General features: G+C 54.1%; 9 protein-coding genes. 4 read left to right on the top strand and 5 right to left on the bottom strand.

What is annotated here, in order from left to right:
- Nucleotides 1–4 precede the first annotated feature (4 nt).
- Both EG028_RS03265 and EG028_RS03260 read right to left on the bottom strand, forming a co-directional pair.
- Nucleotides 5–1,300 carry an amidohydrolase gene (locus EG028_RS03265; protein ID WP_120515630.1) on the bottom strand — a complete coding sequence of 432 codons (1,296 nt, stop codon included), beginning with the start codon at nt 1,298–1,300 and terminating at the stop codon, nt 5–7.
- Nucleotides 1,301–1,471: 171 nt separating this feature from the next.
- Nucleotides 1,472–3,850: a cellulase family glycosylhydrolase gene (locus tag EG028_RS03260; RefSeq protein WP_120515631.1), complete on the bottom strand. Its 2,379-nt coding sequence runs from the start codon at nt 3,848–3,850 to the stop codon at nt 1,472–1,474.
- A gap of 403 nt (nt 3,851–4,253) precedes the next feature.
- Here EG028_RS03260 and EG028_RS03255 point away from each other — a divergent pair, with 403 nt between their 5' ends.
- The 3 genes from EG028_RS03255 to EG028_RS03245 all read left to right on the top strand — a co-directional run bounded on the left by EG028_RS03255 (nt 4,254) and on the right by EG028_RS03245 (nt 10,195).
- Nucleotides 4,254–6,419, top strand: coding sequence for a discoidin domain-containing protein (locus EG028_RS03255; RefSeq protein ID WP_120515632.1), 2,166 nt, complete (start codon nt 4,254–4,256; stop codon nt 6,417–6,419).
- Nucleotides 6,420–6,505: 86 nt separating this feature from the next.
- A complete protein-coding gene (locus tag EG028_RS03250; RefSeq protein ID WP_120515633.1) occupies nt 6,506–8,869 on the top strand; it encodes a 4-alpha-glucanotransferase in 2,364 nt (787 codons plus the stop codon).
- A 306-nt stretch (nt 8,870–9,175) separates the two neighbouring features.
- Nucleotides 9,176–10,195, top strand: a complete 1,020-nt coding sequence (locus EG028_RS03245) for a dipeptide epimerase (protein ID WP_120515634.1) — start codon at nt 9,176–9,178, stop codon at nt 10,193–10,195.
- A 150-nt stretch (nt 10,196–10,345) separates the two neighbouring features.
- Here EG028_RS03245 and EG028_RS03240 read toward each other — a convergent pair whose 3' ends face one another.
- The 3 genes from EG028_RS03240 to EG028_RS03230 form a co-directional block, all read right to left on the bottom strand.
- Nucleotides 10,346–10,885 (bottom strand): hypothetical protein, encoded by a 540-nt coding sequence (locus tag EG028_RS03240; protein ID WP_120515635.1) that lies wholly within the window; start codon nt 10,883–10,885, stop codon nt 10,346–10,348.
- A 98-nt stretch (nt 10,886–10,983) separates the two neighbouring features.
- A complete protein-coding gene (locus EG028_RS03235) occupies nt 10,984–11,250 on the bottom strand; it encodes a hypothetical protein (RefSeq protein ID WP_120515636.1) in 267 nt (88 codons plus the stop codon).
- A complete protein-coding gene (locus EG028_RS03230) occupies nt 11,237–12,718 on the bottom strand; it encodes a hypothetical protein (RefSeq protein ID WP_120515637.1) in 1,482 nt (493 codons plus the stop codon). Before EG028_RS03230 ends, EG028_RS03235 begins: the two co-directional genes overlap by 14 nt.
- A gap of 110 nt (nt 12,719–12,828) precedes the next feature.
- On the opposite strand from EG028_RS03230, the gene EG028_RS03225 reads away from it, so the two are divergent.
- A complete protein-coding gene (locus EG028_RS03225; protein ID WP_162946329.1) occupies nt 12,829–14,091 on the top strand; it encodes a DUF6807 family protein in 1,263 nt (420 codons plus the stop codon).
- The last annotated feature ends 11 nt before the right edge of the window (nt 14,092–14,102 follow it).

Genomic DNA, 14,102 nt, shown 5'->3' with positions numbered 1-14,102 from the left:
GTATCTATTTCACGGACAACTTCGCGTAATCAAAAACGATATTGCAGAACGCTTTCACACCTACATAGAGTTCGCTGTCATCGATATAAAAATCAGGGGTATGATGGCCGGGCGCTTTCTGCGGATCGTTGCCTTTGGGCATACCGCCGAGGTAGAAGAAAAACGCCGGCGCTTTGGTACCGTAGAAAGAAAAATCTTCCGCACCGGTCACCCAGTTCATCGTGCCCGTACGCCCCTCGCCCGCGGCCTTTTGCAGCGAAGGGATCATTTTTTTCACCAACGCGGAATCATTGAAGGTGACGAGGGTCTTATTATCGATGGTCACGGTAGCCACTGCCCCGGCGGACTCCGCGATCTTGACCGCCGTTTTACGGATGCGCTCGTGCACGTCTTTCTGCATCCTGCTGTCCAGCGTGCGGATGGTGCCTTCCAGCAGGGCTTCTTCAGGAATGATATTGCTGCGCACGCCACTGTGGAATTTGCCGACGGTGATCACTACCGGTGCTTCCACGATATTGGACTGGCGGCTTACGATGGTTTGTAATCCTTCAATGATCTGCGTGCCCGTCACGATGGGGTCCACACTGTTCCAGGGCGTGGAACCGTGCGCCTGCTTGCCTTTGATGGCAATGGTGAACCAGTCGGAAGAAGCCATGGTGGCACCGGCCTTGTAACGGATGCTGCCTGCTTCAACAGAAGAACTGATATGCAGGCCAAACACTGCGTCCACTTTCGGGTTGTCCATCACGCCTTCTTTTACCATCAGCGGTGCACCGCCTTCTTCGTCGCCCGGAGGGCCTTCTTCGGCGGGCTGGAAAATGAACTTAACGGTACCGGGTATATCTTTTTTCATGGAAGCCAGTACTTCGGCGGTGGCCATGAGGATGGCCACATGACTGTCGTGCCCGCAGGCATGCATCACAGGCACGGTTTGCCCGAGATAATCCGCCGTGGCGATAGATTTGAAAGGGATGTCCACTCTTTCCTTTACGGGAAGGGCGTCCATGTCCGCGCGCAGTGCTACCACCGGCCCGGGTTTGCCGCCTTTCAGCAATCCCACCACGCCGGTTTTCGCTACGCCGGTCTGTACTTCTATGCCCAGTTTTTTAAGATGGTCAGCGATGTATGCCGCGGTTTTTACTTCACGGTTGGAGAGCTCGGGGTGCTCGTGCAGGTGCCTCCTCCATTCAATAAGTTTGGCTGATATGGCGGTGGCTCTTGCCGCGATCTGTGCCTGCTGGTCCTGTGCCTGGAGGGATAAGGACAGGCAGGCCAGCCATAGGGTAAGTAGTCTTTTCATTATGGTAATGATTGGTATTACCATAAAGTAAACAAGTAAACCGGGATTATCCTACTTTTTTAGTAGGAAATTATTTGGCCGGCCCGATCTGCCGCATAACATACGGACATCCGCAGAAAAAAGATGCCCGCAATTGCGGGCATCTTTCATTTTTCAGTCCAGGTTAAATGATCAGAGCTTTTGCACCTTGCGGGTTACGGACCTGCCCTGGTGATCCAGTTTCAGGATGTAAGCGCCGGCGGGTATTTCGTTGCAGCTGAATGGTACGGTTTGTTTGCCCGCGGGAAGCTGGGCGTCTGTAATAACGGCTACTGTTTTTCCCTGCACATCCACCAGCGCCAGCCTGGTTTTACCGGGCGAAGGCAGGCTGAATGTGATCGTGGTTTGTGAGCCGAAGGGGTTCGGGGCGTTGCTGAGTGAAAGCTCGTTTGTTTCAGGAGCAGCCTCGGTTTTTGCTACCGCGAGAGCCGCCAGAGAACTACCCGTGTTGATCTTCACTTCGGTGTAGCTGTTCCATGCATTCACCGTATTGCCATGCCCCACGATGCGCACGTATTTGGCGGACACCGGGGTGATGTTGAACGTTTCCAGCGCGGTGGATGTGCCGCTGCTCTGTACGTTGCTGGCGGCTGTATTCCACGAGGAGGCGTCCTGGCTGGTAAGGATGTCGAACCGGGAAGAACGGGCATTACCGTTGTAGAATGCGATCTGCACGCCGGTCACGGACTGTGAGCTGGCCAGGCAGAACTGTATCCACTGCGGGTCGCCGGAGGCGGACCAGCGGGTGTTCAGGTTATTGTCCAGCACGTTGGCTGGCACGTTTCCGTCATCTGTACTGGCCGTTACGGGAGGGCAGGACGGAGCCGCGTTTACGGTGATATTCACCGGGGAAGAGGTGGTGGTGCCGTTGCTGTTGTCCGTTGCTTTGGCGGTGAGGCTGTAGCTGCCGGCTGCCACGCTCGTCCAGGAATAGCTGTAGGGAGAAGAGGTAGCTTCACCCAGCCTGGTAGCGCCCTGGAAAAATTCCACTTTGGAAACAGAACCGTCGCTGTCCGCTGCATTAGCCGTGATGGAAACGGTAGCGGGCGCGGTGAAAGTTGCGCCGGAAGAAGGGGAGGTGATACTCGCGGTAGGCGGTGTGTTGCTTGCTCCCTGTACGATCTGTACCTCGGTGTAACTATTCCAGGCATTTACATTATTTCCGTGGCCGAGTATACGTACATATTTGGCGGATGTGCCGGTGAAACTGAATGTTTCCAGCGCGAGGGAAGTGCCGCTGCTTTGCAGGCCGGTGGCTACGTTCGTCCAGCTGGTGCCGTTTGCGGATACCTGTATGTCAAACAGCGAGCGGCGGACGTTGCCATTGTAAAACGCGATCTTTACACCGCTCACCGTGGTAGTATTTGCCTGGCAGAACTGTATCCACTGGCCGTCTCCGGAGGCGGACCAGCGGGTGTTCAGGTTATTGTCCAGTACATTGGCGGGCACGTTTCCATCATCGCTGCTGGCTGATACGGGTACGCAGGTGGGAGTGCCGCCGGGGAAATCATCGGCGGGCACGCGCATTCTTTCACGGATCCATGCGCCCGCGGGTTTGAGACGGGCGGTGGTCCATGGGCCGGCGGAGCAGGTGCCGGAAGTCCAGACCGCGCCGGTGCGGTTATCGTCTGAATAGTTCCAGTTGCACCAGCTGATCTTTTTGGTGCGCATCAGGTCTATATATTGCTGCGTCATGTTAAAATCATTCGGCCCGTCGCCGGAAGCTTCCTGCGACCCGAATTCAGTAACGAACACGGGAAGGCGGTCCGATGCCCAATCCAGCTCATCCAGGTATTCCGCGCCGTGGGATTTGGCGTAGAAGTGAAAGGTGTACATGATGTTGGAAAAACTGAGCGGGTTGCTCACAATGTCCTGCGCGGAGCGCCCGTCTGAAATGCCCATGGAGGCCCAGGCGTGCGTGCCTATCAGTACCACCGCATTGTTGTCTATGGCGCGTATCACGGGGATGATCTGGTCCGCATACGTCTTGATGCGCGCCCAGGTTACGCCGTTCGGTTCGTTGCACACATCATAGATGATGTTGTTGTGATTTTTGTACTGGTTGGCAATGGCCGTAAAAAACGTTTTTGCTTTCGCCAGGTTCGCATTGGGATCGCCGGGCGTCAGCTGATGCCAGTCCACCAGCGCATACATGCCGCGTTCGGTGGCTTCGTCTATCAGGCGCATCACCTGTGCGGTAAAGCCCGCCGGGTCTGTGTCGTAACCGCCTTCCTGCACGTACAGGGAAATACGCAGCACATCCGCGCCCCAGTCGTTCGCAAGCGCGTCCAGCGAGGCTTCTGTAAGACAGCTGCCCCAGCCGTACCATTGTATGCCGTGGGTGCTCATGCCACGAAGCTGAATTGGGTTGCCAAACGAGTTGCAGAGCTTCAGGCCGATCACCTGGAGTTGCCCGTTGCGCGCTACCGGCGTTTGTGCCTGTACGTTTATGGCACAGATAAAAATACATACCGACAGCAGCATGCTTTTTAAGGATACATGTAGTTTCATATGGGTTTTATTAAGGGTTACTATATGGCAATACAAATCCTGCCGCGTACCTGCGGTGCTCTGGCGATTTAAAAGTGAGATGTGCGGTAAGGACGGAGTGAAGCTTCTACTGCTTCATAACGTGATAAACTCTGCTACAGGGCTTCATTTCATGCAATATGTCAGGTTGATATCCGCGCTGCGGTGCAATCGTTTGCATAAATATAGAGAATTTCATACAAACCATAAAGAAGTTGCGGAAAAAAAATTAAATTCGATGGAGTAAAAACACATTCCACTTATGAAACAACACCCGTAAAACCCTGTAAACAAGGCAGTATGCCATTATGAACGCCATTTTAACCTTGTCATATTCCCCCTGCAGCGAGCATTGTTTTTTTGATCATCTTTAAACCCAATTCCCATGTTGAAAATTTACCTTCAACGGGCGATATGCCTGTTGCTGCTATCCTGGCTGATGCCCGCCGGCCTCAAAGCCCAGGTGACCGCTATTGCGGACGGCCCCGGCAATACCTACGAACTGTTGGACGACAGAGGTTATAATGTTGAATCGCCGGACTGCGGTCATGCGGTGAAACATATCAATGAAGTGTTTGACAATACCCTGAACAAATATGTATTTGCTTTCACCCTTCACCGCGACCTGGACGATGACCGTTGCGGCGCCACAGACCGCCAGCGCATCGAGCTGCGCGGAAAAGGTGGCGAACAGCAGGGCACACAGGGCTCTACTTCTTATTACCGCTGGAAATTTAAGCTGGATGCGAACTTCCAGGAGTCGCCGAACTTCACGCATATCATGCAGCTGAAAGCCTATGGCAACGGTCATGGCAGCGGTGCGCCTATTCTGCACCTTACACCACGCACCACCAATAAAATGGAAATAGGCCATCCCGGCGCGGGCGGCGTAATGGCCTCCGCAAGCCTCAGCCTGTTCAAAGGCGTGTGGGTGGAAGCGACCGTAAAGATCAAACACGACAATAACGGTACGCTGGATTTTGTGATCAAAAGACTGAGCGATGGCGTTACCCTGCTGTCTTACACCAATAACAACATAGACATGTGGGAAGACGGCGCGGGCTACGGCGCTCCCAAATTCGGCTTCTACCGCAGCCTCACCAGCCCCTCTTACCTGCGCGACGAAACCATTTACCTGGCGGACATCTGTGTCACAAAAGGCACTACCAATCTTTGTCCCAGCGGCGTTGGCAGCAATACACCGCCTACTGTGAGCATTACTTCGCCTTCTTCCGGCGCAACGTTTACCGCGCCCGCTACCGTTTCCATCACGGCGAACGCTGCTGACAGCGACGGTTCTGTTTCCAAAGTGGAATTTTTCCAGGGCGCTACCAAACTCGGTGAAGACCTTTCCTCACCATTCACCTATACCTGGAACACTGTGGCAGTGGGCAATTACAGCCTCACCGCCAAAGCAACGGATAACAACAACGGCACCACCACCTCTTCCGCGGTGAACATCACGGTGAATGCGGTGCCTTCCTGCGTGCCGGTAGCTGCCAGTACAGATGACGGGAACGTGGCCGCCAATGTGCTGGACAATGATCTGAACACGCGCTGGTCCGCCTCCGGAGACCCGCAGTGGATACAGTTCTGCATGAGCAGTATCGCCACCGTAAGCGGGGTGAAGATCGCTTTCTATAGTGGTAACGTGCGCCGTTCATTATTCGACATACAGGTGTCCTCCAACGGCACCAGCTGGACGAACGTAGCCACCGGCCTGCAAAGCAGCGGCACTTCCCTCGCACTGGAGACATTCAGCTTTACGCCCGTTTCCGCCAAATATGTGCGCATACTCGGTCATGGGAACAATGTAAACGCCTGGAACAGCTACACCGAAGTACAGATCGTGGAACAGGGTACGCCTGCCTGCGATCCGGTGACGGCCAGTGAAGACGATGGCAATGTGCCCGCCAATGCGCTGGACGATGATCTGAACACCCGCTGGTCCGCGAGTGGAGACGGCCAGTGGATACAGTTCTGCCTGGGCACGGCGCAAACGGTGAGCAGTGTGCAGATCGCTTTTTATAATGGTAATACGCGTACGTCTACTTTCGATATCCTGGTAGGGCAGAACGGCACATCCTGGACTACCGCGGCGAGCGGCGTTACCAGCAATGGCACTTCCACTGCGCTGGAAACCTTTAATATCACGCCCGTTTCCGCGAAGTATGTACGTATCGTGGGCCATGGCAATTCAGTGAATGCATGGAACAGTTACACCGAAGTGAAGATCAATACGGGAGGGTCGTTTGCGAAGATGGCACTCAACAAACCGGAAGAGACGGGAGACGCGGGAGTAGTACTCAGCAATTACCCGAACCCCTTCTCCGCCGAAACGAAAATAGACTTTGAACTGAAGACAGCGGGCCAGGCGAAACTGGCGGTATACGACCTCAACGGCCGCGTGACGGCGGTATTGGTGAACGGTCATCTTACGGCGGGCAAACACTCCGTGATGTTCCGTTGCAACGAAATCCCGGGCGGGATGTACATCCTGCAGTTACAGCACGGCGGCCGCACGATTACGCGCAAGCTGCAAAAACGATAAAAACATAACGTGGAATGTATATGGCGGACCGGTTCCTTTTTTACAGGTAAAAGGAACCGGCCCGCTTTTTTTGTAATTTCCCGGTTATGACGCTGCGTTTTTTTGTCCGGTTCTCCACTTCGTGGGGCCAACAGCTTTCCCTCGCCCTTCACACCGGCAGCGTACTGCCTATGACCTGGTACGATCAGGATCATTGGACAATAGAGCTGGAATGGGACCTTCCGGAATTACGCTATCATTACATATTCACACATGGCTGGGACCTCCCGGAACAGGCTGAAAGGCGCCTTGTTTTGCTTCCCGGCGAGCAGGAGCTGACCATCCGCGATGAATGGCGGCAGCCGGGGCGTGTGGCGGACAGCCTGATGAAAGCGCCTTTCAGGGATGTGTATTTTTATCATTCTCCTGAGAATGTGGAGCGTAGTGCTTCACATTATTTCCAGGTGAGCGCGCCATTGCTGGAGAGCGGCAGGGAAGTGTGGCTGACCGGGAGCGTTGAAGCGCTGGGGAACTGGGATACTACCGCCGCTGTGAAGATGCGGGCGCGCGAAGACGGGCGGTTTGCGGCGGATGTGAACATCCTTCCGGGCGAGGCTGTGGAATATAAGTACCTGCTGGACGGCAGGGAATACGAAGCAGGGGAGAACCGTTCATTTCACTCCTCAGGCCCCAGTTTAATAGATGACAACTATGCCCGGTTCAACTATCAGCCCTGGAAAGGCGCGGGTGTGGCGGTGCCGGTATTTTCATTGAGATCGGAAAACGGGCTGGGCTGCGGGGAGTTTGCAGACCTGCGCCTGTTGGCGGATTGGGCGGCTTCTACCGGTCAGCGCCTGGTGCAGCTGCTGCCAGTGAACGATACCATTGCGGATCACAGCTGGAAAGATTCATATCCTTATGCCGCTATCTCCGCCTTTGCGCTGCATCCCATGTACATTCACCTGCCGGGGCTGGGTAAAGCGGACGGTTATGCGGCCATGCAATCCACGCTCAATGCCCTGCCCGATATGGATTATGAAACCACGATCCGGTTCAAGACACAGGCATTAAAAACATTTTATCAAAGTTTTAAAGCAGATGAAACATATGGCGGCTGGGTGAATGCTAACCGCTACTGGCTGGAACCTTACGCTGTTTTTTGCAACGCGCGCGATAACAACAATGAGCGGGGTTTTTATTATTTCGTGCAGTACCACCTGCACCTGCAACTCAGCGAAGCGGTCGCTTATGCGCACAGCAAAGGCATTGCCATCAAAGGCGATCTGCCGGTTGGCATGTACCTGCACAGCGCGGATGTGTCTTTTATGCCCGAATTGTTCGATACCACCGTGCAGGCGGGCGCGCCGCCGGATGAGTTTGCCGAAAAGGGCCAGAACTGGGGCTTCCCGGCTTATAACTGGCCCATTATGGAAGCGACCGGTTACAGCTGGTGGAAGCAACGCCTGCAACATATGGCGCAGTATTTCTCCGCTTTCAGGATAGATCATGTGCTGGGTTTTTTCCGGCTGTGGCAGATCCCGCGGCGTGAAAAAGAAGGCATACTGGGCTATTTCCATCCCGCAAAACCGCTTACAGAACAGGAGATCTTTGACTGGGGCATTCCTTTCACCCATGCCCGGTATTGTGAGCCATACATTACGGACGCTGTGTTGTACAGCATCTTCAGCGGCGATGCCGTAAAGGTAAGGTCCATTTACCTGGAGCCTGCCGGCGACGGCCATTACCGGCTGCGGGATGTTTACCGTCACCAGGCGGACATTACGGAAGAAGACCCCGATATTCGTCAGGGACTTTACGATCTTATCGCCAATGTCATTTTTGTGGAGCCATCGCCGGGTGAATTCCATCCCCGTTTTGATCTGCACCGGACTGCCTCTTTCCTGGCGCTGGACATTGCCGTGCAGGAATCCCTGAAGCAGCTTTCCACGCACTTCTTTTATCACCGCCACGATGAGCTCTGGGAAAAAGAAGCACTGCGCAAACTGCCCGTGCTGCAATCCGCCACAGATATGCTGGTATGTGGTGAAGACCTTGGAATGGTACCGCATTGTGTGCCGGGTGTATTGCAAAGACTGGGCATCCTCAGCCTGGAAGTATTGCCTATGCCCAAACAGGCTGGCCAAACGCCGGCACAGGCGCCCTATCTTTCCGTCGTTACTCCCTCCACCCACGATATGAGCACCCTGCGCGGATATGCGCCCGGCAATGAAGAAGAGATCATCCGCCTGCACCTGCAATCCCCGGCGATGTGGTGCATCCTGCAAATGCAGGACTGGCTGGCGCTGGACACGACCCTGCCCCAACGGACGCCGGAGGAGGAGCGTATTAACGTACCCGCTATTACGCCCTGGTACTGGCGTTACCGCATGCCCCTTACGCTGGAAACGCTTTGTGCGTCGCAACAGCTGACTGAGAAAATGCTGGCTATGGTGAAAGAAGGCGGGCGGTAAAAAAGCCCTGTTATGATAGTATTTTGTCTTTTGCCTGAAAACTATGCTGTCGCTACCGGTAAATAGCTGGGAACCAGCTACGGTCGGTATAGGAGAAGTATAGGGAAGGCGGAGTTGAGGTGGAGATGAGGCGGACTTGATCCGGAGTTGATCCGGTTAATATGCTATCACGATCCTGGCAACTGTATGACGGATGATAAAAGGTTTTAAACCGGCATACTGCCTGATGTCCGCGCGTTTAACCGCCCGCTGGCGCCGGCTTTCTTGCAGATAGGAAATGCCACAATCCCGCAGTATATTTATTCTATGGAGCTGACACTGTATCCCTTCGAACTGAAATTCAGGCATACGTTTACGATATCGAGAAAAAGCAAGGACGTGCAACCTTTGCTGGTAGCAGAACTGCGGCAGAACGGCCTTAGCGGTATCGGCGAAACGGCGGACAATGCCTATTACAACATCACCGTCCCCGGCCTGATGGCCGCTATCAACAAGCACCGGTCTTTTATTGAAGCATACCATCTTGATACGCCGGAGGCTTTCTGGGAAGCCATGTACCCACGCCTGGCGGATAACATGTTCGCGCTCTGCGCGCTGGACCTTGCGGCCCACGACCTTTATGCCAAACAGCAAGGCAAAAAACTGTACGAAGTTTGGAACCTGGACCCTTCCCATAATCCCATGACGGACTACACGATCGGTATAGATACGGTGGAGAACATGGTGAAGAAACTACAGGAGTTCCCCTGGCCGATCTACAAGATCAAGCTGGGTACCAAAGAAGATATCACTATCATCACGGAGCTGCGAAAACATACCAGCGCCGTGTTCCGCGTGGACGCAAATTGTGCCTGGGGCGTGGATGAAACGCTGCGTAATGCCAAAGCCTTCAAAGGACTGGGCGTGGAATTCATTGAGCAGCCGATGCCCGCGGCAGACTGGGAAGGCATGCGCAAAGTATATGCGGATTCAGCGCTGCCGCTTATTGCGGACGAAAGTTGCATCGTGGAAGGCGATGTGAAAAAATGCCATGGTTATTTCCACGGCATCAATATCAAACTTACCAAATGCGGCGGCATCACGCCTGCCCGCAGGATGATACTGGAAGCGAAAGAGCTGGGCATGAAAGTGATGACAGGCAGCATGAACGAAAGCACCGTGGGCACTTCCGCCGTGGCGCACCTGCTCCCTTACCTGGACTATACAGACATGGACGGCCCGCTGCTGCTGGCGGACGATATCGCAGACGGCATTAAGATCCGCGATGGCGAGATCATCTATGCGGACAGGAATGGTACAGGCGCGGAATTGCACAGGGCTTTTTAATAAGCGCCTGTTTTTTTCTTCCCTTCTTTTAATGCAACTACATCTTTCCCCGGGTTTTTTGCAGGGCTTTTGATTTAGTTCATTTATGCAAAAAAAGGCCATCTCTTCCCGGTAAAACCAGGAAAAGACGGCCTGTAAATTTTAGCCGGATTACTTCAGTTTCGAGAGTGGCACGTCGGCGCTGGCGGCGAAATGCTCAGACTCCTGTTTCATACCTGAAAAGCTGAACGGCGGCGCATTAAAATCGTTGGAGACGACCATGTAACCGCTGATGATGTTTTCTTCCCTGAACCTGAAATACACCTTGTTGTTCAGCACCCACTCATGCGGGCGGCACACCAGGTTGTACGGCAGGTTGTTGCGCAGGTCCGGCTTCATGATGAAGTCATGGTTTTTGCCCGGCGCCAGAATGCCTTTGATATGGCAGAAATCCTTCCACTTGGGATGGTAACGCTGGTCGTTTTCCATCCTTCCGTAAAAGAACATGCCACGCGTGCTGTCTATATGCAGGATATAGCGCAGGACACCGGTTTCTGATTTGAAGGAGACGTAATAAGTACCGAGGAGGGCAGCTGTTTTCTGCTGCATGATTTTGTTCACGTGCTGGCTGTTCGATTGCAGGGGGATACATAGCAGTAAGACTGCAAAAATAGTAACAGCCTGCCGGATGATAGAATGGCGGAGTATCATGGCGCGACAGATTAGTTATACTAAAGTTACGACGCCTCCTTACCGCAGCGCAGGCAATATTACGGGTGGAAATAACAGGATTAGTTTGGTGTTAACAATCAGGCGTCCGGCGCTGGAATCTCTCGCCAGCTGCGGGCGAAGAACACATAGTCACTCTTCCTGCCCGTCGCTTCTATATATTTCCCGGCCAGTTCGGCCAAAGGGTTGTCCGCAAAGGGATTGCCGCCGGCGGGGCGGATCAGGAAACTACCGTCTGCCGTCTCCAGGTATACCCCCAGGCTCTCGCTTTTGGTCGTTCTGGCGAAGGTTTTAAGCACCAGGCGGCCTTTTACGGTTTGCGGCTTATTTTTCTTAACGTCTGACATATTCGCGGTGCCCCAGTATTTCACCGTTCCTTTCCTTCACCACCAGCACATTCGTGCTCTTGAACTTCCCGTGAACGGTGCTTGCCGAATATACATGAAATTTCACGGGTGCCGTGAACGATTTCATGCCGCGTGTGAGCGGTGAAGACTTCGTTTCGTTGATGAATACTTTTTTATTGAGTTTTTGAGGCATTTTCCGGCGCTTCAGGAAGGCTGAAACTGCTGTATCCTCCTTCTTCTCTTTCAGCGGCTTCGGTACTGAAATAAAGGCGGAAAGGGCCACTCCTTTTGCCATCATGCCATCCCGGCGGTTCCGCCGCTGGTCTTCCATCGCCCTGGCGGGCATCGCTACGGCCACCAGCGAAGGATCGCCCAGCAGGTAAAACTGCGCGATGGTCTTCAGTTCGTAAGGGTCCAGCGCAGGGCCCATTTCATCGAGGAAACGCTGACGGGCTTCCAGGAAAGCGCGGCCGGTGGAAGCGCCTTTGATGGTATTGATCAGGAAATACTGGGTGAGCAGGTCCGCCAGCCCCTGGCCTTTGGCCGGGCCGTAGGCGATCGTGGAGCTGCCGGCAAAAGCAATGGCGTGGTTCAGCAGGTAATTGCTGGCAATGCTCAGGTGCGCCGTTTCCGTCTTTGCCGGATCGTAGAGCTGGGCGCCGTAACAGCATTCCGCGGCTACGATCGAGCCCTTGCTGATCTTTCTGGACAGCAGGGAAGAGCGCAGGGCCTCGGGGAACTTTTTGCCTTTCTGCCCGTAATAGCTCGGATCGTCCAGCGCGCCGTGGCAGTTGATAAAATGTGTTTTGGCTTTCAGCTGTGTGCTGGTCCATTCCGGGCCAAGAAGGGGCGAGAGCTGAAGCGAGGCATTGTCCCCGAAGATATTGTGCAGGCTTTCCTGTGTGGACAGGCGCCAGTCGTGTACGCTGATGCTGAAATATTTCCGGTAATCCTGTTGTTTGCCGGGTTTGTTGCCGGTAATATCCGCTACCAGGGAATGAAAATAAGCGGGGTCCTTGCCGCCGGGCACGTCCGGGAGGCGGCCCACCACGCGGGTGGGGGATACGAATTTGCCGGGATTGGTGCTGTAGGCGGTTTCGCAGGCGTAGGGCAGATCGCTGTGGATCAGCTGGTCTTCATCGTCTTCGCCGAACAGCAGGTTTTCCAGCGGCTGGAACGGCACAATGTCCTGCGCGCCCGCTATCATGAGGTAATCCGGCTGGAAATGTTTGAAGAGGCCGTCTATGGCCAGTTTGTTCTGTTTGGCGCTGCCGGCGGTCTTTACGGCGGCGGATTTGTATTTTTTCATAACAGCGGCATCGTCCAGGAATATGATCTCGCTGATTAGCCCGCGTTTTTTGTCAGCGGCCTGGATGGCTTTCAGATCTTTAAGAATGGAAGTGTGTTTGGCGCCGTACTTTTTTTCCAATGCGGCACGGTTGGAAACGATGAGTTTTTCCTTTTTCATGTTTGGGGTGTGTTTGGGGTGGTGTAACGGTTACGAATTTAAGCTATTTCGCCCTTATTGCATAAATGCGGAGGAATGAGTATTTTAATCCCTCATTACAATCAATCCATATGAAGTACCCGCGTTATGCCAGCCTGATCATGATCACATTATTTGCCATCTCAGCCCGGGCACAGGATTCCCTGCTGCACCTCGTTTACACGGTGAAAGCCGGGAAATACACCCGTCATAATACGATCATCTCCCACCCGGTTCAGCCGAAAGAGGGAGCAGTTTACCAGCTTTACCTGGTGGAAGGGAAAAAGAAGACTCCAGTGCTGTCGCAGACCGGCAACGGCAGGATCGCCTGGAACCTCGGCGCGGATCTGCTGCCTGGAAAGACGCGCACCTTTGAGCTCTGGACAAACACGAAGGATGCACTGGCCTCCAATGCCACCGAAGCCGTGACGGTCGATAATACAGCGGAAGGTTTTACGGTCAAGCGCGGTGCGGAAACCGTACTGTTTTACCAGGCAGCCATCAAGGACGTGCCCGCCGGCGTGGATACCGCGTTCAGAAGGGGAGGATTTATCCACCCCGCTTATACGCCCGGCGGAAAAGTGCTTACAAACATCCAGCCCAAAGACCACTACCATCACTACGGCATATGGAATCCCTGGACGGACACCGAGTTTGAAGGCCAGACCATCGACTTCTGGAACCTGAAAAAACTGTCCGGCACCGTAAGGGTCAACTTTGAAAGCAACCGCAACCGCAGCGTGTCCGGCCCGGTATGGGGCGGTTTTTTGCAGGTGCAGGATCATGTGGTGCTGGGGAAAGGAACGCCGGATAAGACGGCCATCAAAGAAGAACTGGAAGTGACCGCTTATTGCGGCACAAAAGATGTGCTGATCTGGGATTATAATTCAAAACTCACCTGCGGTACGGCTTCTCCCATCATCCTGAAAGAATACCGTTACGGCGGCGGTTTCGGGTTCCGTGGCGCGGAAAAGTGGAACAATGAGAACAGCGCAGTGCTCACTTCCGAAGGCAAGACCCGCAAAGACGGCGACATGACGCATGCCCGCTGGTTCAAAATAACCGGCGCGCTGAAAGGCGGCCAGGGCGGCATCCTCGTATTGTCTTCTCCTAAGAACTTCAACGCTCCGCAGCCGCTTCGCATATGGCCGGAAAAAGATCAGAACGGGCAGGTGTTCGCAGAGTTCAGCCCCACCAAAGACAAAGCCTGGAAACTGGAGCCGGGCAATGATTACCTCCAGGAATACCGCGTGATCACTTTCGATGGCGATCTCACGGCAGAACAGGCGGAGGCATACTGGAACGATTATGCACACCCGCCGGAAGTGGTTGCCAAGGCAAAGAAAACAAAATAAAAAGGCAGGTC

Origin of the sequence: Chitinophaga barathri, assembly GCF_003807585.1 — a bacterium.
Classification (GTDB): domain Bacteria; phylum Bacteroidota; class Bacteroidia; order Chitinophagales; family Chitinophagaceae; genus Chitinophaga; species Chitinophaga barathri.
This window is presented reverse-complemented; position numbering and strand designations above follow the sequence as displayed.

Excerpts from the sequence above, each read along its gene's own strand:
- EG028_RS03260 (WP_120515631.1), bottom strand. The coding sequence starts at position 3,850 with ATGAAACTACATGTATCCTTAAAAAGCATGCTGCTGTCGGTATGTATT.
- EG028_RS03225 (WP_162946329.1), top strand. The coding sequence starts at position 12,829 with ATGAAGTACCCGCGTTATGCCAGCCTGATCATGATCACATTATTTGCC.
- EG028_RS03240 (WP_120515635.1), bottom strand. The coding sequence starts at position 10,885 with ATGATACTCCGCCATTCTATCATCCGGCAGGCTGTTACTATTTTTGCA.
- EG028_RS03255 (WP_120515632.1), top strand. The coding sequence starts at position 4,254 with ATGTTGAAAATTTACCTTCAACGGGCGATATGCCTGTTGCTGCTATCC.
- EG028_RS03235 (WP_120515636.1), bottom strand. The coding sequence starts at position 11,250 with ATGTCAGACGTTAAGAAAAATAAGCCGCAAACCGTAAAAGGCCGCCTG.
- EG028_RS03230 (WP_120515637.1), bottom strand. The coding sequence starts at position 12,718 with ATGAAAAAGGAAAAACTCATCGTTTCCAACCGTGCCGCATTGGAAAAA.
- EG028_RS03265 (WP_120515630.1), bottom strand. The coding sequence starts at position 1,300 with ATGAAAAGACTACTTACCCTATGGCTGGCCTGCCTGTCCTTATCCCTC.
- EG028_RS03250 (WP_120515633.1), top strand. The coding sequence starts at position 6,506 with ATGACGCTGCGTTTTTTTGTCCGGTTCTCCACTTCGTGGGGCCAACAG.
- EG028_RS03245 (WP_120515634.1), top strand. The coding sequence starts at position 9,176 with ATGGAGCTGACACTGTATCCCTTCGAACTGAAATTCAGGCATACGTTT.